This window comes from Rhizobium ecuadorense (genome assembly GCF_001187535.1).
Lineage (GTDB): Bacteria > Pseudomonadota > Alphaproteobacteria > Rhizobiales > Rhizobiaceae > Rhizobium > Rhizobium ecuadorense.
The window spans coordinates 1-20,910 of sequence record NZ_LFIO01000637.1 but is presented as its reverse complement, the minus strand read 5'-3'; the positions used below and the strand labels follow the sequence as shown (position 1 = coordinate 20,910).

The 20,910-nt window shown below is 63.0% G+C and carries 17 protein-coding genes; 5 read left to right on the top strand and 12 right to left on the bottom strand.

What is annotated here, in order from left to right:
- The first annotated feature begins 25 nt into the window (after nucleotides 1-25).
- A complete protein-coding gene (gene nuoG / locus AF337_RS12520; RefSeq protein WP_049732364.1) occupies nucleotides 26-2,605 on the top strand; it encodes an NADH-quinone oxidoreductase subunit NuoG in 2,580 nt (859 codons plus the stop codon).
- A gap of 65 nt (nucleotides 2,606-2,670) precedes the next feature.
- On the opposite strand, the gene AF337_RS12515 is transcribed toward nuoG, so the two are convergent.
- The 3 genes from AF337_RS12515 to nuoH are packed head-to-tail and all read right to left on the bottom strand — an operon-like array spanning nucleotide 2,671 to nucleotide 4,735.
- Nucleotides 2,671-3,111 (bottom strand): CBS domain-containing protein, encoded by a 441-nt coding sequence (locus tag AF337_RS12515; RefSeq protein ID WP_049732363.1) that lies wholly within the window; start codon nucleotides 3,109-3,111, stop codon nucleotides 2,671-2,673.
- A 45-nt stretch (nucleotides 3,112-3,156) separates the two neighbouring features.
- A complete protein-coding gene (locus tag AF337_RS12510) occupies nucleotides 3,157-3,723 on the bottom strand; it encodes an NADH-quinone oxidoreductase subunit I (RefSeq protein ID WP_049732362.1) in 567 nt (188 codons plus the stop codon).
- Nucleotides 3,724-3,733: 10 nt separating this feature from the next.
- Nucleotides 3,734-4,735: an NADH-quinone oxidoreductase subunit NuoH gene (gene nuoH / locus AF337_RS12505; protein WP_049732361.1), complete on the bottom strand. Its 1,002-nt coding sequence runs from the start codon at nucleotides 4,733-4,735 to the stop codon at nucleotides 3,734-3,736.
- A 364-nt stretch (nucleotides 4,736-5,099) separates the two neighbouring features.
- Between nuoH and AF337_RS12500 the strand changes: the two genes are divergently transcribed.
- From AF337_RS12500 to AF337_RS12490, 3 genes are read left to right on the top strand one after another with little or no spacing between them, the layout of a single operon-like run.
- On the top strand, nucleotides 5,100-5,414 hold the full coding sequence (locus AF337_RS12500; RefSeq protein ID WP_049732360.1) for an ArsR/SmtB family transcription factor: 315 nt from the start codon (nucleotides 5,100-5,102) through the stop codon (nucleotides 5,412-5,414).
- Nucleotides 5,411-5,770 (top strand): SRPBCC family protein, encoded by a 360-nt coding sequence (locus AF337_RS12495; protein ID WP_049732359.1) that lies wholly within the window; start codon nucleotides 5,411-5,413, stop codon nucleotides 5,768-5,770. Before AF337_RS12500 ends, AF337_RS12495 begins: the two co-directional genes overlap by 4 nt.
- 45 nt (nucleotides 5,771-5,815) lie before the next feature.
- Nucleotides 5,816-6,427 (top strand): ATP-dependent Clp protease proteolytic subunit, encoded by a 612-nt coding sequence (locus AF337_RS12490; RefSeq protein WP_049732358.1) that lies wholly within the window; start codon nucleotides 5,816-5,818, stop codon nucleotides 6,425-6,427.
- Between the two features lie 71 nt (nucleotides 6,428-6,498).
- Here the strand turns inward: AF337_RS12490 and AF337_RS12485 are convergent, their stop codons facing one another.
- The 9 genes from AF337_RS12485 to AF337_RS12445 form a co-directional block, all read right to left on the bottom strand.
- The gene (locus AF337_RS12485) at nucleotides 6,499-6,879 is read right to left on the bottom strand and encodes a pentapeptide repeat-containing protein (RefSeq protein ID WP_049732357.1); all 381 of its coding nucleotides are present in this window, start codon (nucleotides 6,877-6,879) and stop codon (nucleotides 6,499-6,501) included.
- 71 nt (nucleotides 6,880-6,950) lie between these two features.
- Nucleotides 6,951-7,262, bottom strand: coding sequence for a DUF982 domain-containing protein (locus AF337_RS12480; RefSeq protein WP_049732356.1), 312 nt, complete (start codon nucleotides 7,260-7,262; stop codon nucleotides 6,951-6,953).
- A 273-nt stretch (nucleotides 7,263-7,535) separates the two neighbouring features.
- Entirely contained in the window at nucleotides 7,536-9,941 is a 2,406-nt protein-coding gene (locus AF337_RS12475; protein WP_049732355.1) for a protein kinase domain-containing protein, read from the bottom strand.
- A 30-nt stretch (nucleotides 9,942-9,971) separates the two neighbouring features.
- Nucleotides 9,972-11,144, bottom strand: coding sequence for a serpin family protein (locus AF337_RS12470; RefSeq protein WP_049732354.1), 1,173 nt, complete (start codon nucleotides 11,142-11,144; stop codon nucleotides 9,972-9,974).
- Between the two features lie 13 nt (nucleotides 11,145-11,157).
- Complete coding sequence (locus AF337_RS12465; protein WP_049732353.1) at nucleotides 11,158-13,707, bottom strand: trypsin-like serine protease; 2,550 nt, start codon at nucleotides 13,705-13,707, stop codon at nucleotides 11,158-11,160.
- Nucleotides 13,704-15,320 (bottom strand): caspase family protein, encoded by a 1,617-nt coding sequence (locus tag AF337_RS12460; RefSeq protein WP_049732352.1) that lies wholly within the window; start codon nucleotides 15,318-15,320, stop codon nucleotides 13,704-13,706. The genes AF337_RS12465 and AF337_RS12460 overlap by 4 nt, the downstream gene beginning before the upstream one ends.
- A gap of 22 nt (nucleotides 15,321-15,342) precedes the next feature.
- The gene (locus AF337_RS12455; protein WP_049732351.1) at nucleotides 15,343-17,271 is read right to left on the bottom strand and encodes a DUF4384 domain-containing protein; all 1,929 of its coding nucleotides are present in this window, start codon (nucleotides 17,269-17,271) and stop codon (nucleotides 15,343-15,345) included.
- 211 nt (nucleotides 17,272-17,482) lie between these two features.
- Nucleotides 17,483-17,857, bottom strand: a complete 375-nt coding sequence (locus AF337_RS12450) for a hypothetical protein (RefSeq protein ID WP_049732350.1) — start codon at nucleotides 17,855-17,857, stop codon at nucleotides 17,483-17,485.
- 120 nt (nucleotides 17,858-17,977) lie between these two features.
- Nucleotides 17,978-18,568 (bottom strand): hypothetical protein, encoded by a 591-nt coding sequence (locus tag AF337_RS12445; RefSeq protein ID WP_049732386.1) that lies wholly within the window; start codon nucleotides 18,566-18,568, stop codon nucleotides 17,978-17,980.
- Between the two features lie 180 nt (nucleotides 18,569-18,748).
- Between AF337_RS12445 and AF337_RS12440 the strand changes: the two genes are divergently transcribed.
- Nucleotides 18,749-20,353, top strand: coding sequence for an NHL repeat-containing protein (locus AF337_RS12440; protein WP_049732349.1), 1,605 nt, complete (start codon nucleotides 18,749-18,751; stop codon nucleotides 20,351-20,353).
- Nucleotides 20,354-20,910: the final 557 nt, after the last annotated feature.

Sequence of the window (20,910 nt, the reverse complement as noted above, 5' to 3'; positions counted from 1 at the left end):
TGCGTGGCACAGACTGCGAGGAAGCATGGTTAGCGTTACGATCGATGGGCAAATACTGGAAGTCGAGCCCGGTTCGACGGTGCTGCAGGCTGCCCAGCGTTTGAGTATCGATATCCCGACCTTCTGCTATATGAAGCGCCTGCCGGCGCTGGCCTCCTGCCGCATGTGTCTGGTCGAGATCGAGGGGCTGCGGCGGTTGCAGCCGTCCTGCGCCACCGCGGTCACCGACGGTATGGTGGTGCGGACGAACACGCCTCAGATCGAGGAAACGCGCTCTTCCATGCTCGACATGCTGCTCGCCAACCACCCCCTCGACTGCCCGATCTGCGACAAGGGCGGCGAATGCGAGCTTCAGGACATGGTGATGGCCTACGGACCCCGCACAAGCCAGTTCCACGACCCCAAGCGTGTCTTCCACTCGCAGGACATCCGTCTCAGCCCCGTCATCATCATGAACGTCAACCGCTGCATCCAATGCCAGCGCTGTGTGCGGATGTGCGAGGAGGTCGTCGGCGCGGTGGCGCTGGGCACCGTCGAAAAAGGCATGGATACCGCCGTCACCGGCTTCGAGGGCAGTCTCGCAAGTTGCGATCAGTGCGGCAACTGCGTCGAGGTCTGCCCGGTCGGCGCGCTGATGAGCTTCCCCTATCGCTACAAGGCACGCCCCTGGGATCTCACCGAGACCGACACGGTCTGCCCGCATTGTGGCACCGGTTGCCAGCTGACGGTGGGCACGCGCAAGGGTGAGTTCATGCGGGTGCACTCGAAGTGGGACGAGGGTGTGAACCGCGAAACGCTCTGCGTACGGGGACGCTTCGGTCTCGATTTCGTCACCAGCCGGGACCGGATCAAGCGGCCGATGATCCGTCGTGACGGCGCCCTGGTGCCGGTTTCCTGGGACGAAGCCGGCGACTATCTGCGCCGGCGGCTATCGGCCGTCGAGGGCAAGGCAGCCGGCGGGCTGGCCTCGCCGCGACTGCCCAACGAGGTGCTCTATCAGTTCCAGAAGCTGTTGCGGACGGTGTTCCGGACCAACAACATCGATTGCTCTTCTCGCTGGTCCGCGCCCTTCGATACGCTCGGCCCGCTGCTCGGAGGGTTTTACAGCCGCGCACCGCTTGGCGAGGTGATCGGCAACGACTGTATACTCATCGTCGGCGGAAACGTGACCGAGGAGAACCCGGTCACCGAATACCTGTTGCGGGACGCTGCGCGGCGGCGCCAGGCCGGATTGCTCATGCTCTCGGCGCGGCCATCCCGTCTGGACGCCGATGCCAGAATGGTGGTTCGCGCACCGCCGGGCGGAGAGGCGGCGAGTATTGCGGCGGTGGTCGCCGGGCTCGCGACAGCGGCCGGTCAGGCCTTGCCTGGCAACGCGCTTGCGGCCATCGAAGCGACAATCGGGAGGTCAGCGGCGGATGCCGGCAGCGATGGGCCGGGTCGTCTGGCGACCGCGCTCAAGGAGGCCGGCAGCGTCACCGTGCTTGTCAGCGTCGATCTCCTGAGATCACCCGACGCGCGCATGACGCTGCAGCAGATCAACAACCTGCTGCAGCTTCTCCGCCTGCTCGGCAAAGGCCCGGCGATGCAGTTCCTCTTCGACCGGGCCAACCAGATGGGCGCCTGGGACATGGGGGGTCTGCCGGCGGCTCTGCCGGGGCTGCGGCCGGTCGCCGATGATGCGGCGCGCGCAACTCTTGCACGGAACTGGGGCGTCGAAATCCCGTCTGAACCGGGCGCGGGTCTCGATGCCATGCTGGAACTTTGCGTCGGCGGGCGGATGGGTGCGCTCTACATTGCCGGAACCGACCCCCTGATCAGCTATCCCGACCGGGCGTTCGTACAGCGGGCGCTTGGCGCCGCCGATCTCCTGATCGTCCAGGACGCCTTTCTTACCGACACGGCCGGGCTGGCCGAGGTCGTCCTGCCCGCGGCGGCTTACGGCGAAGAGCCCGGCACGTTCACCAACAACGAGGGCCGGATCCAGAAGGTGCGCAAATTCCGGGAGCTGGTTTTCGAGGCGCGAGGCAATCTGGCGATCTTCGACTTCATCGCAGCGCTCCGCAATCAGGGGCTGCAGCCTTCGACGCAAGGCGAAATTTTCGATGAGATTGCCCGACTGGTTCCGCTCTGTCAGGGATTGACTGAGGACGGGCTTGGCGCCGACGGCGCATTCACCAAGGCAGTGCCAACAGCACCGACCGGCCTGTTCCCTGCGCCGCCGCCCGTCCCGACAGCCGCCGACCGGCTCATGCTGATCACCGGCGACTGCCTGTTCCACAACGGATATCTTTCCGAACGGTCGGACATCCTGAACACGGTCGCCAACGATCCCTATGTCGCGATGAGCGCAGAGGATGCCGCAGAGCTTGGCCTTTCGGATGGCGATCAGGTGATCGTGCGTTCAGCCCAGGGCGAACTGACGGCACAGCTCAAGGTCGACAGGCGGTTTCCCAAAGGCCTCGTCTTCGTTCCGGAAAACTACAGAGTCTTGCGTCTCAACAGCCTGATGCGGCGGGGCGAATACCCATGCCCGGTGGAGATCCAGAAGGATCATACCGCTCTTGAGATCGACCGCACGGACCGGATCTGGCGTGGGGTCTGAAGATTTCCATCGCAAGGCTCCCGGCAAGCCGCCGTGTCCCGGTGTCTTACATCGATCTGGCGACGTCAGTGATACCTGGTCCCGCAGATGTAATCCTGCAGATCCTGCTCTGTGCGCTGCGCTTCCTCGAGCCTGTGTTTAACCACGTCGCCGATACTGACCACGCCGGCAACGTCGCCTCCGTCCATGACCAGCACATGACGCGTCCGTCGATTGGTCATGATCCCCATCGCCACCGGTAGCAAATCGTGGGTCGAACAGGTCGCCACACTGCGGTTCATGACATCAGCGGCCCGCATCATCGCCGCCTCGGCCCCGTATTCCGCCACCGCATTGCAGCAATCCCGCTCCGACAGCGTTCCCAGGTAGTCGTCGTTCGACTGGCTGACAACGACGAAGCCGATATTGTTGTCTCGAAACAACCTCAGAACTTCCACCATCGTCTGATCGGGAGCGACCGTGATGACACCGACACCTTTGTTTTTCATTATATCGCCGACAAACATCTAAACCTCCTGTCCGAGCGCTTCTGTCTGACAGCTGGCGCGCGCTCACGTTCTGCGGATATTCCGCCACCAGTTGTAGCCTTGCGTTACTTTCGTTTCGACGAGCACGTCCTTCTTCGTATTCAGGCGCGCGGCAACCACGCCGCCGCCGGTTGCCGCCTTCCCAGGCTTGGCGAGCAGATCGTCTCGTCCGATCACCAGGTCGGCTGAGGAAAAACTCGAGAATTCGTACTGCTGGCCAAGCGCGATTGCATCCGCCGGGCAAGCGTCCTCGCACAGGCCGCAGAACAGGCAGCGAGCCGTGTCGATCTCGAACTTGGCCGGGTGCCGGTTGCCCTTCTCGTCCTCGTAGGGAACGACTTCAATGCAGTCGCAGGGACAGATCCGCGCGCAGAGTTCGCAGGCCACGCATTTGATCTCACCCTCTTCGTCACGCGTCAGGAAGTGGTGCCCGCGATAGCGGGAATAGGGCAACCACTTTTCCTTGTCCGGATACTGCATGGTGACCGGCTTAGAGAGCATGTAGCCGAATGTCAGAGCCAAGCCGTTCGCCAGATCGGCGAAGAACGCCCAGCCAATCCATGTTCCAACTTTGTCCTGTGCGCGCGACATCGCCGCCTCGCTACGGAGCCGCCATGGCCCCTAAAAGTACACCGGTTACAATTATGTTCGCCATCGACAGAGGAAGCAAGACTTTCCATCCGATCGCCATCAGTTGGTCGTAGCGGTAGCGGGGGAAAGTGAAGCGGAACCAGATAAACACATAGACGAAGAACGCGACCTTGAGCAGAAACCACAGCAACGGTGGCAAGGGGATCAGAACTCCGTTCCAGCCGCCGAAGAACAGGATCACCACCAGGACCGACACAAGGAGGACGATGGCATATTCGCTGACCATGAAGAAAGCGAAGCGGATACCGCTGTATTCGGTATGGAACCCGGCCCCCAGATCGCCTTCCGCCTCCGCCAGGTCGAAGGGAATGCGCTGCGCTTCCGCCAGTCCGGCGACGAAGAACACGAAGAAGCCGACCGGCTGGTAGACGACGTTCCAGACATCGGCTTGCGCCCGCACGATGTCGAGCAAGCTCATGGATTGCGCCAGCATGACCACGCCGATGACCGCAAACCCCATCGGGATCTCATAGCTGATCATCTGCGCGCAGGTCCTCAGGCTGCCGAGGACCGCGTATTTGCTGTTGGCGGCCCAGCCGCCGAAGATGACGCCGTAGACTTCGATCCCGATCACCGCGAAGACGAAAAGCAGCGCCACATTCATGTTCGAGGCGTAAAGCGTGATCTCCGCGCCCGGCACCGAGACGGTTTCGCCGAAAGGGATTGCGACGAACACCACAAAGGGCGGGGCAAGCGCCAGGATCGGCGCCAGTTTGAACAGGAAGCGGTCGGCCTCGGCCGGGATGTGGTCCTCTTTGGTCAGGAGTTTGATCCCGTCCGCCACCGGCTGCAGCAGCCCGTGCCACCCCACGCGCATCGGTCCCATCCGCTGCTGGATATGCCCGGCGATCTTGCGCTCCAGCCAAGTGAGCGGCAAGGGCAACAGCAGCAGGATCGCGATCAGCAACGCGACCTTGAAGACGATCAGCCCAAGAGTGACAATAAGCTCCATGATCCGCGGCTACTTCACCGGTGAAACGCGCGGCCGAACGTTGGCTCTGGCTATACTTGAACATTCTGCGCGCGTGTTATCCCCACATGGTACAACGGCGACACACCTTGCACAATGCCGGCATCGGCGCTCCACATACATGAAGGAAAACGGTAGCGTCGCCTTAACTTGGGTTGGGCAGAGATGCCTACGATGGGGCCGCTTCATGCGGCCGTCGACAAGGCGATTTCGCTCCACACCGCCATAGCGGCAGCATGAATATCGCGGTGATCGGCGGCTGTCAGATGTTTATGGCGATGACGGAAAGGTCGGTCGTCTTGAAAACAGACTTGCGAATCAGATAAGTGTGTGCTTATGTATTGGCATGATCGAGCATGACTTTTTCCGAGCTTTGGCAGACCCGACCCGCCGCGCGATCTTTGAGAAGCTGGCGGCAGGCAGCATGAACGCCAGCGCCTTGCGTGAAGGCATGGAGATCAGCCAGCCGGCAATGTCGCAGCACCTTGCGGTTCTGCGCAGTGCAAAGCTCGTGAGGGAAGAACGACAGGGGCGTTTCGTGAATTACGAAGTCGATCCCGATGGGTTGGCTCTCATCGCCCAGTGGCTCGCAAAATACCGCGCCTATTGGCCGGAGCGTATCGCAGCACTCAAAGTCTTGCTGAAGGATATGGATCAATGAACGAAGCGAAGACCAAGGAGAGGGATAGCGGCGTCGAGCTGGAGTTTGAGCTGGGCGATCCGCCGCAAAAGGTCTGGCGTGCCATCACCGTTCCCGAACTTCGGGAAAGGTGGTTGCCGAAGGAGGCATTGGCCGATCCCGATGCGATCACCGTCACCCCCGGCCATGAAGTCCGCTACAAGCTGCGCGACGACAGCCCGCCATTCCTCGAAAGCACCGTGACGTTCACGATCACACCGAACGCGACGGGCGGAACCTGCCTTCGGATCGTCCACGAACTGACGGATGTAAGAACCGACCGAATGGCGAGGGCGGCGGCGAACAGCAACAGCCCGCTCCTCATGCTCGCCGCCTGACGCGGCGAGCCTACCCCTAACATGCTGAGAGTTTGGAGGTCGCCGATGCGCGAAGCGATGCAACTCGTCCCCATGGTCGTAGAGCAGTCCAGTCGGGGAGAACGATCATTCGATATTTATTCCCGGCTTCTGCGCGAGCGGATTGTCTTCCTCAATGGCGAGGTGAACGACACCGTTTCGGCCCTCGTCTGCGCCCAGCTGCTGTTTCTGGAAGCAGAAAACCCCAAAAAACCCATCTACCTCTATATCAATTCGCCGGGCGGCGTCGTGACCAGCGGCCTCGCCATGTATGACACCATGCGCTACATCCGCGCGCCGGTTCACACGCTCTGCATGGGCACGGCCCGCTCTATGGGATCGTTTCTACTGATGGCGGGCGAGCCGGGCGAGCGGGCCGCCCTGCCAAATGCAAGCATGCTGATCCACCAGCCGTCAGGCGGCTTTCAGGGGCAGGCGTCCGATATGCAAATTCACGCCGAGGAAATCCTGAAAACAAAGCAGCGTATGACACGGCTCTACGCGGAACATTGCGGGCGCTCCTATGAGGATTTTGAACGCGCTATGGACCGCGACCGCTTCATGACGTCGCAAGAAGCATTGGAATGGGGCTTGATCGACAAGATCATGCAGGTCCGCGAAGCCCCTGCCGATGAGTAAGGGATATGGCCCCGTTGTGGCAAAATCCCGATTAACGCAACGTTGTGCGTTGTCTCGGAAGTAAATGGCCTTCAGGTTTTCGCCTTTTCATAGGCCATGAGTAGATCGGTTACGAGAACGCCATTGATCCGCATCCCAGTCAAATCGGCATCGTTGATGTCTGAATCTGCCAACGTAACGCCGCTTATGGTCAATCGCGATAGATTTGCATTGGTGATGGCGGCTCCAGACAGGTTGACGTTGTTAAAGCGCGCATCCGCAAGGCTGATATCGTCAAAAACCGCTTCACTTAAATTGCTGTCGGTGAATTTTGCCTTAGTCAATACAGCGTAAAACTGTGCGTCTGCGAGGTTTACGCCATCGAAATTAGCGCCTGACAAATCGGCCCGCTCGTAATGCATTCCTTGCATCTGAGGGCCATCAAATGGGTTGTGCTCTTGGTGGTCGCTCATTGTCGTTTCCTCCGCGATGCCGGCAATGATCGCTTGTGGCGCAAACCTGCGTTAGCGTCTCGAAATTGGGACTATCTTTGCGCCTTCGACGGCAGGTCCGGTTGTCGCGCTGCCACGCCCTGCGGGACGAGACAGAGAGCGGCGATACCGGCCTCTTCAGCCGCACGCAGAAGCGCTTCCCGGAATTGTTCCGGGGCAATTTTTCCGCTGATGGCGTCGACGCAGGCTTTGACGGCAGCCACATATTCTTCGCCGTCATCGAAAGGCCAGTCGTTCATCAGGAGACGCGCCGCGTCTCCAAGCGTCCATACGATCTTGCGAGATGCCGGACCTCGCAAAGCAAAACCGACCGGCGTGAATGCTGCTGATGTATTCCAGCACATTGTCCTCGACCCCTCAAGGCGGGGATACTCAGTCCCCATCTCTAATATACCGCATTTTATGAAAGTTGGAATTGAAATTTGGTGAGGCGTACCGCCTCAGCGCGAGGTTGCCGAATCAGGAAAAAAGGCGCTCTACGACCTTTTGACGAGGCGCGCCCTGCCCTGCGTCGACAAGGGTTGCATCGGTTGCGGCATACGGGCTTTGTGACAAATTGCCCTGCCCGTGACGCGCGGCAGACCGCTTTGCTTTTCGGTCTCCACCCTTTCGATCATTCACCGCAATTCGGCGGTCACCCGGAAGATGCCGCCGGCCGAAGCGTCGGAGCAGACGACGAAGGTCGAGCCCTCCTGCGCCATGAAGGCGACGTTGCCGCCGGCCTCGCAAGGCGTGGCGCTCCATTGCAGGATGATGTCGCCATTGTCGGGCAGTTTTTCCGTGGCGATCTGCGTCGCGCTTGCCATCCATTCGGTTGCCGACGGCAGGTGGACGGGGGCGTTCAGCTGTTTCGACAGCCAGGCGGTATAGTTCTGTGCCACGGCCAGCGGCACGTCGTCGGCCGGCAGCTCGGGATTGTCGCTGTATGCCTGGGCGCTAGCGGGATCGGAGTTGGCGGCGTAATAGGCCGCCATTTCGGCGCGGGTGACGGCCTTTGCCTGCATGCAGAAGGATTTTTCGACCTTCACGGCGCCATTGGCGACGCCGAGCATGCCGCCGAGCTCCTTCATCGAGGCGGTCATCAGCCGGACATTCTCCAGCGAATAACTTCCCGCCGGCACGGTCTCGAAGGCGAGCGTCGGTGAAACCGGGCAGAAGCCGCGGGCCGACAGCGCCTCGAGATCGGCAAGGATCGGTTTGTACGCAACCACCGCCAGCTTATAGGCCTCGGCGCTGTAGCGGCCATCGGCCTCGCCGATTTTCGGCGCGAGTGCGGCAAGCGTCGGATCGGCGGCGCCGGCGCGGGTGGCGATCGAGGCGTTGAGATCGGCGACCTTCTGCTTCAGGCCCGTCGCCTCGTCCTTCGACGCCATGACGTCGGCGATGATGGCGTCGAAAAGTTTGGCGGCGTCGCCATAGCCCGATGTCGCCGCCGGCATCTGCCATTGCTCGGCCTTGGTTTTGGCCTCCGCCATCAGGCCGCTCGCCTTGGCGACGTCGGGGCTGTCGCCGGCGCCGATGCGGTTGACCGTTTCGCGCTTTTCCACCGCGTTCTTTTCGGCCGCCGTCAGCGCGGTCAGCGCCTTGGCGAGATCGTCGAAAGCGGTTTTCGATGCGTCGTAATTGTCGACGGCGCCGTGCATCTGCTTGGCGGCGGCGCTGTCGGCGGCAGCCTTCATCTTGGCGTCTGCCTCGGCGAAGCTCGGCGCCTTGTCGCCGCCGGCAGCCGAAGCTGACGCTTTCGCCTTTTCGGCATTTTCCTTCGAGATGGCGATCAGCGCATTGCCGAGATTGATGGCGGCGGACTGGTAGCCCGGAAGGGCCTTTTCGTAGTCTTCGTCCTTGAGCAGCGCATCGGCGGAGGTCAGCGCCGCCGCACCCGTGTCATAGGAAAGCTTGGCCTGGTCACTGGCCGGGCGCTCCGGCGCCTTGGCGGCGATCGCCTTCTGTTTGCGGCTTTCGGCCTCCTTCTTCCAGGTGCCGACATCGGCGACGAGTTTCGGATCCGGGCGGAGCAGTTTTGGGATGGTGACGACGCCGACGCCGATGCAGATCAACAGCAGCGCTGCGATCATCGAGATTTTGACGGGCGTCCACTTTTTCGGTTTCGCCGCCTCCGGCTGCTGCGGCATGCCGCCGCGCGGATCCCAGGACATCGGCTGAATGCCTGTCGTTACCCTGGTGTATTCGCCGAGCGCATCGGCGCCGGTGCGCGGGCGCTGGGCCGGGTCGCGGCTCAGCATCCGCTCGATCAGGCTTGCCAGCCCCTCGGGAAAACCGGGGATCAGCACGTCGAGGCGGGGAAAGACGTTGGAGGGATCGAGATGGATATTCTTCCAGCTCTGCTCCCGCTGGTGCTCGTCTTCCCAGACCATGACGCTGTCGAAGACGCTGTTATAGGTCTGCCGCGGCAGGAACAGCTTGTAGGCGATCATGCCCATGGCGTAGATATCGAGGGCAGCGGAGGCCGAGAAGGTGCCGCTGGCATAGATCTCCGGCGCGCCGAATTCCGGCACATAGGGCGGGATGATGTGCTCGCCGATCTTCGAGATCAGATGCAGATTGCCGATCCGGACCGACAGGCCGGAATAATCCTCGGAGACGTAGATGCACTGGTCGGTCAGGGCATTGTGGGCGTAACCGGCGCCGTGCAGCGTCGCCAGGCCTTCGAGGATGTGGCGGCCGATCTCGGCGGCGCGCTCATAGGCCACCATCTCGGTTTCGTCGAGATACTGGTGCAGCGTCTTCGACGGCCGCTTTTCGACGATATAGAAATTATCGTCTTCCGGCGATGGCGGGATCAGGTCCTCGATTTCGACGAAGCGCCGGGCGGTCAGCGATTTCGCCTCGTTGATCGAGGTCCAGACCCGCTCGAAACGCGCCTTGTCCAGTTTCAGCGCCACATCGGGGGCGACGATGAAGACCGCATGGTCCATCCGCTTGTCCTGGGCGGGATAGACGATGAACTCGTTCTCATAGACCGGCTCGCCGATCGTGTAGCGGGCGATCAGATCACTTCTCATGCACATGTCCCCCTGCAATCATTGGCATTTCTATTCGCCGGCCAGAAGTGGATCGCCGACAAGGCCTGCGGCCAGCACCAGGCCGGTTCTGGTATCTCTGAGCGCGAAGGCAAAACGGGCATCGGCGACGACGCGAACGAGCTTGGGATCGATGCTGCGTTCGGTGATCGCTGCCGTGGCTGCCGCCGCCTCCGTGCCGTTTTCGTCAACCTTGATCATCGTCTTCTGAAGAACGCGCGACAAGCGAATGTTTTCCTTGGTAAAACCAGGGAAGGCCGAATGCTTGACCTTTTCGGGTGTCAGTCCGATCGCGTTCAGCACCGGCATCAAATCACGCCCGTCGCTCAGGGAAAAGCGGGGCAGGAAGATTTCGCCCTTGGCAGGTTCGAATTTTTCCCCCTGCAGCCAGGAGGTGAGCGCCTTCAGGTCGGCGGCGGCGACACCCTTGCCGGAGCGCGCCGCCACCACGACCATGCTGTAGCTTTCGCCTGTATAGGCAAGGTCGACGGCGGCGAATTTCTCGTCGAAGCGGAATTTCTGTCCCTCGCCTGTGAGGTGCATCATCGGCACCAAAATTGTCGAACCATCAGGCCGCTGAAAGGAGGCCGGAGGGCTTTCTTTCTCGAAGGAGGTCTTCCAGCGCTCCTTGAAGGACAGCGCGCCCAGGCTGACGAAGCCGCCGCCGGGCGGCGCGTCGAGCATAACGGGAATGGCGCCCCGCGTCGTCTGCTTGACCCAGAGGTTGATATGCTCGACCGACTCAGGCCCGTCGAGATCCTCAATCGACGGTTTGATCCGGTGGGTGGCGAGCATGGAAAGCGCGTCGGGCGCGAGCGCCAGCTTGTCGTCGAAGACGATCGCAACCGCCGTCGCCAAGGGCGTATCCGCGGCTGCCGGCTTTTCCGGGGTCATTGCGTCAAGCACCGTCTGCGGCCCCTTCACCTCGCTGCCGAAGCCGAGGCCCTTGGCGATTGCGGCCTTGCCTTCGGCGGAGGCGCCGAGGCTGGCAAGGCCAAGGGCTGCGGCAAGGCTTGCCGGCGACACCATGATATTGGCAGCACCCTCCTTTGCCAGCGTGCGGTCGATCAGTTCGGCCGCGAGCCCGGCCTGCGCGGCGAGCATCGATTTGCCGTCGCCGGCATGAGCTGGAGCAAGCGTCAGCAGGGAAGCGGCAAGGCCGGCCAGCAGAGTGGATTTCAGCATGCTTCCCTCCTCTTCAGCGGATGCGGTAAAATTTGGAATCGAACGACCATTTGCCCTGGGCACCGGTCTCGTCGTCGCCGACGATCCTCAAAGTTCGGGCGAGATCGTAGACATAGTTGAAGGCGGCGCGCTGGCCGACGAGCGGCGTCGGCACATCCGGCAGGTCGAGCACCTCGATCGGCTTGTCGCTGAGGATGGCGACGACCATGCCGACGCCGGCCGGCCCCTCCACCACATATTCGAAACCGGTATAGGGATTGCGCGCATCGGGCACGACGACCGGCCGGGCCGGGTCGAGCCGGTTGTCGCCGCTTTTCGCGGTCGGTTTCAGGCCCATCGAGCGCTTGTTCGGGTAAAGCTGGGTCAGCTTGCCGGAGGCATCGATATCGACGAGGATCAGGTAGCCTGATTTTTTGGTCGAGACCCGCATCGCCACCTTGTCGCCGATGCCGACCGAGGTGCCGGGCAGCACGTCGACGGCAACACCGGCCTCATTGTCCGTCTTCAGCGTGTTCTCGACGGCGGCGACCGGGGTTTTCGCTTCCTCGCCGGTGACGACATCGCGGCCGAGCGCATCCGGCTGGCCGTAGAATTGCGGCACCGGCGTGAAGCGGCAATCCTGCGCATGCGTCCGGCAATATTCGTCGGATTTGCGGCGGACATAATCGAGCAGGGCGGCATTGCTGACATTCGGCTTGTCGGCGGCGCGCGCCACGCCATCCTCTACGCCTTCGATGAAGCGGCGGGTGAAGACGCCGGCCGGCGGCTTGGCCTCGCGGTCGACCAGCGCCCATTGGCCTGAATTGACGGCCGACCAGACCATGGCGTTCTCGCCGCCGAAGGAGAATTTCGCTTCCTTGCCCGACTTGTTCGGCGGTTCGAGCGCGGCCAGCGCCGGACCGAGGCAACGGACATTGCCGGAGGGGGCGGCCACCGCGCTGCGGCTGCCCGGCCCGACATGGCAGGCATCGATCAGCAGCGTGACGCGGCGGTCCTTGAGGCTGTTCAGCCGCGCGGCGATTTCCGTTTCGCGGATCTGGTTGGTGACCGTGACCTTGCCTGCCTCGCGCACCAGCTTAGCGTCGGCCGCGACAAGCGTCGGGCTGGTCGTCTCCTCGGCGCCCATTTCCTCTGAACCCTGGCCGCTGAAATAGAGGAAGACCCGGCTGCCGGGCGTCGACTGGCGTACCAGCCAGTCGTCGATCTCAGCAAGGATCGCCTCGCGGCTCGCCTTGCGGTTGGTCAGCGTGTGGATCTGCTCCGGGCGGTAGGCGAGCGTCTTCACCAGGAAGAGCTGCATCGCCTTCACATCGGTGGCGGAGCCGGTGAGTTTTGCCTCGCGCATCTCGTAGTCGTCGATGCCGATCAGCAGCACACGGTCGCCGGGTGAGCTTTGGATCCCGGGCGTTTGGCCATAAGGGGCCTGGACAGTAGGTGTCTCGACAGCGGGCGGCTGGACGGCGGGTTCCTCGGCAGCCGGCTTGCCAGCCGGTGCGGAATCGTCGGCAGGCGTTTCGGTCGTGGCGGCAGGGGCGGTATCGCCGGCGGGCGGGGTGGTGATGGAGAGGTTGGCGAGTTTCTGACCGGATTGTCTCGGCTTCGTCCCGGCGCCGGTGGTGGTGGTCGAGGCGACCTGATCGCCGGCGGCCGGCGTTTCGACATTCGGTACGTCGCCATCGGTCTTGGCGGCGATCCAGTCGCGGAAGGCGGCGACGCGTGTATAGACGCCGTAATGTTCGGCCTCGGCGCAGCCCGCACCCCAGCTGACGATGCCGAGCTGAATCCAGCTCTTGTCGGGGCGCTGAGCGACCAGCGGGCCGCCGCTGTCGCCCTGGCAGGCATCCTTGCCGCCCTCGGCATAACCGGCGCAGACATTGCGCTCGTCGATCGGGTTCATCCGCATCGAGCTGTCGCGATAGGCGGCGCGGCAATCCTCGCGCGGGACGATCGGCAGCTCGACTTCCTGCAGCTCGGTCGGCAGGTATTTGTCGTCCCATCCGTGATCGGCCTTGGTGTAGCCCCAGCCCGTGACGACAGCCTTGTGGCCGGCGACCTCGACGTCTTCGTCCGAGGCCGAGGCGAGGACTGCCGGCCTGGAGACGGCAGGTTCGGCCAGCTTGATCAGGGCGATGTCGTTGGCAAAGACCTTGCGGTCGAAATCCTCGTGGATGACCACGTCTTCGACGGCAAGGCCGGGCTTATCCGGCCCGTCGACCGAAATGACCTTGTCGATCTTCGACTTGCCCTCGACGATCAACAGGTCGCGGGCGAAGAGATCCTGCTTGCCGGAGCGGCCGCTGGTGACGCAATGGGCGGCGGTCAGGATCCAGCGCGGCGCAATCAGCGAGCCGCCGCAATGGCCGCCGAAGCGGCCGCGCTGTTCGGGATCGGGCGCCAGGATTTTTACCTGCCAGGGCCATTCGCCCTTCTTCGCCGCCTGGCCGCCGATCACACGGCCGCCATCCTCGCCGGCAAAATCGGTATCCTGCTGCGCCAGCGCAGGGGCAGCCAGAAGCAGTACTACCGAGGCAATAGTGAGGATCCTGCTGATCGACGCGCTCATAGCTTGGCTCCGGCGGAGGTATAGAGGACCGTAAATCCGACGCGGGCGCCCTCGGGCAGGACGTCGCCGAGCCGCCTGGCGATATTGCCGGCGGTGCGGCGCCTGTCGTTCTGCTTGAGGAATTCGACGAGATCGGGCATCGGCTTTTCCGAGGTGACGGCGACGAGCAGATCGGTGCCGAACGGGGCGACGACGGAGAGATCGAGATCAAAACTCGCCGGCATCTCAGCATCGACCTCTTTCTCACCGGGATAGAGGAACTGCACGGTCCCGTCGCCGGTGATGTCGAAAAGCACGAGTTTGCGGCCGGACAGATCGGAAACCGCGACGCCGACACGTTCACCTTCGCGATGGACCGTATCAGACGGGGTGACGCGCACTGTCTGCGGGTTACCCTCCGACAGCCGCTTCAGCGTGTCGAGCGCGGCCATCCGGTCGACGACGAACGGCATGTCGCCGGCGCCGATGCCGGAGGCGACGACATCGCCGCCCGCAATCGCCTCGCGTTTTTCCGGATCGAAGACCAGTTCGGCATCCGCACCTTCCGTCAGCTTGAACGGCGTGACGGCCTGGTCGATGCCCTGCAGCACCGGCTCGGCGCCGAGGGCGGCAACGCTGATCGGCGCGGGCTCGGCCGGCGGCGGCGTGGATGATTTCGCTGCTTCTGCCGTCGTTCCCGCCCCTTCGTAATTATAGACGACCGCGCGGTCGAGATCGGTTCCCGGCGGGCTTTCGGTGAAGATGTTCTGCCGCTGGTCGGTGAACTGATAGACCGACTGCCGCACATATTCGAAGAGTTCGCGGCGGCTGACGGCGCCGTCGCCGTTGCGGTCGGCCGCCCCTTCGAAGGCGCGGGCGGTGGCATAGCTCAGCGCGCCGCGTTTCTGCGGAATGCCGGGAATGGAGATTTCGGGCGATTTGGTGTTGTCGTCGACGGCGGCGAGGAAGGTCAGCCGTTTGTAATCGAAGCCGGTGGAGAGTGCGTCCGCCGTCGTCGAGATCGGCGCGAGGTCGTCCTCCTCGATCGTATAGGAGGGCGCCTGGCGCCAGGTGATCTCGGCGCCGCGCGGATCGACATCGCGGGTCATGCCGCCGGCATGGCAGGTATCGGCGATGAAGAGCACATCGGCGCCCTTGGTCTCGAGATTGCGGATCAGCACCTTGAACTCGTCGCCGAAGATGCGCTCGCGCGATCCGGGCAGCCGTGTATCGAAGCCGGCAAGCACATAGACCTCGTCGCGGCCGCTCGGTTTCGAGCCCTTGACGCGCTCCGGCTCGCTCGAGCCGTGGCCGGCGATGCCGAGCACCACGAGATCGCCAGCCCCTGCCCGTTCCGTCACGGCTTCGATCGCATGGAAGATGCCCTCGCGGTCGGCAGCGCCGTTCTTCAGCAGCGTCATGTCCTCGACGCCGACCGAACGCAGGGAAAGCGAAAGGTCCTCGGCATCGGCGACGGCGCCGTGCAGCGGCGGAACGTTGCGGTAGAGATCGATGCCGATCAGCACGGCCCGGACGGCGCCGCGCTCCGGCGCCTCGATCGTCCTTGCCAGGCTTTCAGTGGCCGCCAGGCTGAGGAGGGCGAATGCGGCGGCCATGGAAACGGATGCGGACATGGCCAAACTCCCCTCGCCCCCACTATTCGCGGCGCCATTCGACGCGGCGGTTCAGCGCATCGACATCGTCTTCGGTGAGGTTTGCGGTTGCCGTTACATCGACCGGCTCGGAGGCGCCGCGGCCTTCGGCGTCGATCGAGGCATCGATGCCGTGGCTCTTGAGGAAATCGGCGACGGCCTGGGCGCGGCGCTCGGAGAGCTTCTGATTATAATCGTCGCCGCCGCGCCGGTCGGTATGGCCGATCAGGATGATGCGGCCGGGCTTCTGCTCCTTCAGCGCCTCCAGCAATTCCTCGGCGGCCTCGGTGCCGATCGAGGTGAAGCTCGATTTGTCGAAGTCGAAGGTGATCGGCACGGGAATGGAGACCGGCACGATGCCGCGGACATTTTCGGAATAGATGCCGCCGAGCACGCCGCTGCGGTGATCCTTCTCGGCCGGCACGAAGCTGCCTTGAGGATTGTCGCTCGTCGGATTGGCGGCCAGGATGCGGGCCTGGGCGGCGCGCTGGATGAGATCGGAGATCGTGTCGGCGGGGGGCGCCTTCGGCGTGCGGGTCTCGTTCTTGATGATCTCGATCGCCTGCTGATAATCGGCGGCGGCATCGGCGAAACGGCGGGCGGAGAAATAGATCTCGCCGAGTGTGGCGGAGGCCTGCCAGAGCACCTGCGGACTGTCGGCGGCGACCAGCAGCGGCTCGTAATCGGCGACCGGCTGGTTGGCGGCCATCATCTCCTGGGCGGCGGCGAGCCTAAGCGCTGCGACGCGGCGCTGGGCATTGACCTGGAACTGGCCGCATTCGGCGCTGACGGCAATCGCATCGGCCTCGGACGCGGCGGCTGTGATATCCTTGGCGGCAACGGCGGTGTTCAGCTTGTCGAGAAGGGCGGTGCAGGCAGGCGTGTCGGCATTCGCCACCTCGATTTCCTCGCCGGCCTGGCCAGGCTCGGCCGAACGGCCGAGGTTGAGCTGCGGCATCTTGATGCTGAAACCGCCGGGAAGCTTGAACTGCGGCATCTTGAGCTGCGGCATCGGCAGTTTCGGCATCTTGGTCTGGGATGACTGGGCCGGCTGCTTATATTGGGTCGGCCGGGTGGATGCGGTGGTGTCGGCAGGGCCGATCAATTGCAGTTCGTCGGCGGCAAGCTCCTGGCCGGGCGCCAGATTGGTGACGATCTTGTATTTCTTCGGCGGCTGCGTCGTCGCCTGCTCCACAGGCTTCGGCGCCACCTTTTTCGGGGCGACGGGCTTGGGTTTTTCCACCAACGTGTCCGGCTTCTTGGCGACTTCCTGCTTGATCACCGGCTTCGGCTTCGGCGCAACAGGCGGCTTGGCCGCCTGTTCGACCGGTTTGGCGGCGGGGGCGGCTGCGACAGGTGGGGCGGCTGCGGGCGGCAGGGCCGCCGGGCTGTCGACCGTCGTCAGCATCAGCGTCTTGCTGCTGATCTTGGTGCCGAGGCTGCGGGCCTCTTCCAGGCTGCGGGACACGGCATCCATGCCGCCGTCGACCGAGCGGAACATGCCGCTGCCGCTGCCGCCGAGATCGGCGAAGATGGTCAGCGGCTTGGAGGAATAGAAGACCTTGATCTGCTCCTGACCCACAGGGCCGGAGACCTGCAGCCGGGCGCCGCTGGCCGGATCCGGCACCTGCACGCGCTTGCCGGGCCCGACGAGGGCATCGGTCTGATATTTGTTCGGGAAAAGTTTGATGACGGAACCGTTCGGCGAGACGTTCAGCACCGTGACGTAGCTATTTTCGGTCGACTGGATGAACAGGCCGACGACTTCGCCGATGGCGTATTTGGCTTCGGCGCGATCGAAGGTGATGCTGACGGGGCCGGTCTGCGCCGGCGCTTCGGTCAGTGTGCGTTCGTTCTGCGCCTCGACGGCGGGAACCACCGCAAAGAACGAGAGAAAGGTAGCTGCGGCTAGGATGGCTTTGCGGTGCAACATGGAAAAACCTCCTCTTCGAACAATCTCACACTGTGTTGAAGATGAGAATAGCACTGACCGGCGAAATTGGGATGGCTTTGCCTGTCTTGCTTGAGGGAGGGTTACAAATTATTTGGAGCCAGGAAGAAACCGTCCCGGAAAAGACGTGATCAAGACTCTTGATCGGCAATATCCGCCGCCGGATCTAGTCTTTTCGACTTGCGAACGATGCTTAGTTCTTGGGTTTCTGCCCGGCTGATTTCAAAATCGAGATCAGGTCGCTCATGCCTTCGGGCGAGGAATTGTAGAGCCAGAGAATATCCGGATTATCGATCGTGAATTCCTTGCCGGGCGCTGAACCCATGTCGCGGCCGGGCGAGGTCGCATCCGGCAGCTTGTCGGCGCCGGGTGTCAGCCCCTTGGCGCGTTCGTGTTCGGCGATGATCGCGGTCGCTGCGGCAAAGGCCTTTTCGTCATGATGGCGCAGTGCGGCAAGCGAGGGGTTGCGCGCCGCAAGCGCGTCTTCGGCCGGGCCGGCATGGGCAAGCTGGGGTTCAAGCGCCAGCAGCAGGCAGATCGACAGGGGTATGAGCCGGGATTTCGTCATCGTCGTCACATCCGTCCTATGGGCGCCATTCGCGCGAAGTTGCTTAAAACAATAGGGAGAGGCCGAAAGGAAGGCAACGGCGCGCAGTGCCCATCGATTGGGAGGGCTGAAATCGGCTGGTTAGAGGATCTTCAATTGCTGCAGGCTGAGGCGCAGATCGCGCAGCATTTCGCCGAAAATCTCCTCGATCTTCCCCGTCGACCAGACGACCATGGTGCCATAGGGCGAGCGCTTGCGCTGCATGAAGCCCGCCGTCTCGAAATCGATCAGCGTCTTGCGGCAGGTCTCGCTCGACATCACCGCCACCAGGAAACGGGCGAGATTGGACTGGTCGATGGCGCCTGCTTTCTCCGCCCAGTTCTGGATCAGCCGCGGCTTGGTGTCGGCGGTGAACATCGAGGCGAGCGCCCGATCCTGCGACAGCCCGAGGCGCTGCAGCTTGGCCGGGTCGCGGGTCAGCGACACCACGTAATCATTGTGCAGATCGGCGAAGCGCTCGATATCCTCGGCCGTGTTGATGCCGAAGACCTTCATCGAATAGAGGAACTCGGCCATCAGATAGGTCGGCTCGGAGCGCAGCTGCGCCAGATGCTTGTCGTCGGCGCTTTGCGAGGCCGCGCAGACGCGATCGGAGAAGCCTATCCTTGCGGCGCGCACCTGCTCCAGCAGGCTGATGTCGAGCGCCAGTTCGTCACCGTTCCATTCCAGCATAAGCATTCCCTGCCCGCAAAACTTGGAGACCATGATCTTGTACTATTCCAGGCGCAGATCTCCAAATCGTTTGGAAAGCAACGGCTTGCTGACAAGGCGCATCTATCTTACCATTTCGAAGACTTGACGGTCATAGAGGGCCGAGCCGGCCTGACATCGTCCTGTTCGGGGGTCGAGGACATGCGTAGTCTTGGGTCGCATATTCTGTTTGCCGCGGCACTTGCGGCCGCCTCGCCGGTTCTCGCCAAAGACACTGTGATGATCGAGCTTCGCAGCGGGAATGGCGGCCGCTCGGTCGGCATCATTTCCGCCAATGAGGAAGTCGAGGCATCGGGGCCGGCGGCGATCACCGTCGGCGACGACGGCACCATCTATATCCTCGACCAGAACAATGGCCGCGTGCTCGCCATCGATGCCGAGCGCTCGCAGGCCGAGCCCGAAATCCTGCCGCTGCCGGAAAATGCCGCGCCCGAAGATCTCGCCGTCGTCCATAACGAACTCTATCTCTGGTCGGATGGCGTCGTGCCACTCGAGCGCGCCACCGAAGCCGATGGAAGGTCCCAGACGCTGCGCGCCGTCGATGGCGGCGATGCCGACGACTATACCCGCTCGGTCTTCGCCTCGATGGGCTCGGTGCCGCCGGGGCCGCTGAACAGCATCGTCGACGAGATCGGCCGCAGCACCAGCCGGCCGGCGGCCCGCCCGCCGGTCATTCAATATGTGCCGAGCCGCGGGCTCGGCGATATCGTCGCCGAAGTCTCGGCGGCAAACGACAAGGCGGAAATCCTGCTGCGGCGCAGCAGCTCGGAGGAGAATTTCCTGTCGCTGCAGCTCTCCGCCGAGGGCCGCATCGGCACCGTCGAACTTCTCGACATCGACACGACCGGCCGGCCCTATGCGCTGGTCGAGCTGGTGCCGGCCGATCAGCCGGAGCGGACCGGCATGCTGGTGGTGCGCTTCACGCCGAACGGGGCGGTGGACCGGGTCTATGACCTGCCGATCGACCCCGGCACGGTCTTTTCCCGGCGCTTCGTGGCGATCGGCCCGCGCGGCGACGTGCTCTATTTGAGATCTCAGGAAAGCCGGGCGCAGGTGCTGCGGCTCGACGGCCGCGACCCTGGCCGAAAGCTTGCCGTCGCGCGACCCGCCAAGCCGCTCGTAGCCGGCAAGCCCGGCAAGGCGCCGAAGGTGGCGATCGTGCCGAAATCGCGCAGCGATGTCATCGAGCGGGCGATCGGCTTCGAGACGCTGAACTGGCTGGTGACGTCAACAGCCTATGGCAGGGACCCAGGCCCTGGCTGCATCAACATGAACCGGCTGCGCCGGCCGATCTACCTGATCGGCAAACGCGGTCAGACGGTGAAGGGCGTTCCCTATTGCTGGGGCTGCAAGACCCGGCTCGAGGATTTCATGGACGGCGTCGAAAAGGGCCAGACCGCCGGCAATGTCTGCACCAAGAGCGCGCCGCAAACCAATATCCTCGGCGTCGACTGCTCCGGTTTCGTCAGCGACGCCTGGGGCCTGAAGATGCATGTCTCGACGCGCGCCATCCCTGATATCACCAAGCGCGTCTCCGACCCCTGGTCGATGCGGCCGGGCGACGCGCTGAACAAGCCCGGCTCGCACGTGCTCTTATTCATGCGCTTCACCGACGACCGCAAGGTTGAGGTGATGGAGGCTTCGCCAAACGCCTGCAAGGGCCGCGTCTGCCGCAATACCTATTCACTCGGCAGCCTGCTGATGCGCGGCTACCAGCCGGTGCGATTCAAGGGGCTGGATGGGTGAAGGGTGGGTGCGTCATGCCGGCTGTCTGCTGCATAATTTAAAGTATTACAGCGGCCGCCGCAGCTCTCTGAGGCATGCGGACCACATTTCTGACGCGGGTGTCCACGCTATGATTTGCTACTTCCGCCACCTCGTCCTCCGTTATAGCAGGCCTTGAGCCGAGCATCCATACGGCACCCACCAGTAGCCGCGGCATGGGTCCTCGGGTCAAGCCCGAGGACGACGGAGAGTGGGGGACACGTTTCCGCCAAACTCACCCTCGCTTACTTTGCAGGTCTTTTCAGACGCGTGGCGCGGTCGGCGCCAGACACCGCTTCGCCATCGCCAGAAGCCCATGCACGGCGCTCAGCATGCTCGACCGCATTGCCGCCGTCGAGCTGCCATGGGTTCGCATGAAAGATTTCGTCAGGGCGACATGAACTGTATATAGCCATCACTATCTAGGAAGAATGCGAAGCTGGTCCGCTTCCCGTTTATGGTCACGTGATACTCGTGGCCTAGGTGTTTAGTCCCGGCATTTGATGGATCGGATCGATGATGAATCGATCTGGCTCCAA

Coding starts and splice junctions, on each gene's coding strand:
- nuoG (WP_049732364.1), top strand. CDS start 26: ATGGTTAGCGTTACGATCGATGGGCAAATACTGGAAGTCGAGCCCGGT.
- AF337_RS12515 (WP_049732363.1), bottom strand. CDS start 3,111: ATGTTTGTCGGCGATATAATGAAAAACAAAGGTGTCGGTGTCATCACG.
- AF337_RS12510 (WP_049732362.1), bottom strand. CDS start 3,723: ATGTCGCGCGCACAGGACAAAGTTGGAACATGGATTGGCTGGGCGTTC.
- nuoH (WP_049732361.1), bottom strand. CDS start 4,735: ATGGAGCTTATTGTCACTCTTGGGCTGATCGTCTTCAAGGTCGCGTTG.
- AF337_RS12500 (WP_049732360.1), top strand. CDS start 5,100: ATGATCGAGCATGACTTTTTCCGAGCTTTGGCAGACCCGACCCGCCGC.
- AF337_RS12495 (WP_049732359.1), top strand. CDS start 5,411: ATGAACGAAGCGAAGACCAAGGAGAGGGATAGCGGCGTCGAGCTGGAG.
- AF337_RS12490 (WP_049732358.1), top strand. CDS start 5,816: ATGCGCGAAGCGATGCAACTCGTCCCCATGGTCGTAGAGCAGTCCAGT.
- AF337_RS12485 (WP_049732357.1), bottom strand. CDS start 6,879: ATGAGCGACCACCAAGAGCACAACCCATTTGATGGCCCTCAGATGCAA.
- AF337_RS12480 (WP_049732356.1), bottom strand. CDS start 7,262: ATGTGCTGGAATACATCAGCAGCATTCACGCCGGTCGGTTTTGCTTTG.
- AF337_RS12475 (WP_049732355.1), bottom strand. CDS start 9,941: ATGAGAAGTGATCTGATCGCCCGCTACACGATCGGCGAGCCGGTCTAT.
- AF337_RS12470 (WP_049732354.1), bottom strand. CDS start 11,144: ATGCTGAAATCCACTCTGCTGGCCGGCCTTGCCGCTTCCCTGCTGACG.
- AF337_RS12465 (WP_049732353.1), bottom strand. CDS start 13,707: ATGAGCGCGTCGATCAGCAGGATCCTCACTATTGCCTCGGTAGTACTG.
- AF337_RS12460 (WP_049732352.1), bottom strand. CDS start 15,320: ATGTCCGCATCCGTTTCCATGGCCGCCGCATTCGCCCTCCTCAGCCTG.
- AF337_RS12455 (WP_049732351.1), bottom strand. CDS start 17,271: ATGTTGCACCGCAAAGCCATCCTAGCCGCAGCTACCTTTCTCTCGTTC.
- AF337_RS12450 (WP_049732350.1), bottom strand. CDS start 17,857: ATGACGAAATCCCGGCTCATACCCCTGTCGATCTGCCTGCTGCTGGCG.
- AF337_RS12445 (WP_049732386.1), bottom strand. CDS start 18,568: ATGCTGGAATGGAACGGTGACGAACTGGCGCTCGACATCAGCCTGCTG.
- AF337_RS12440 (WP_049732349.1), top strand. CDS start 18,749: ATGCGTAGTCTTGGGTCGCATATTCTGTTTGCCGCGGCACTTGCGGCC.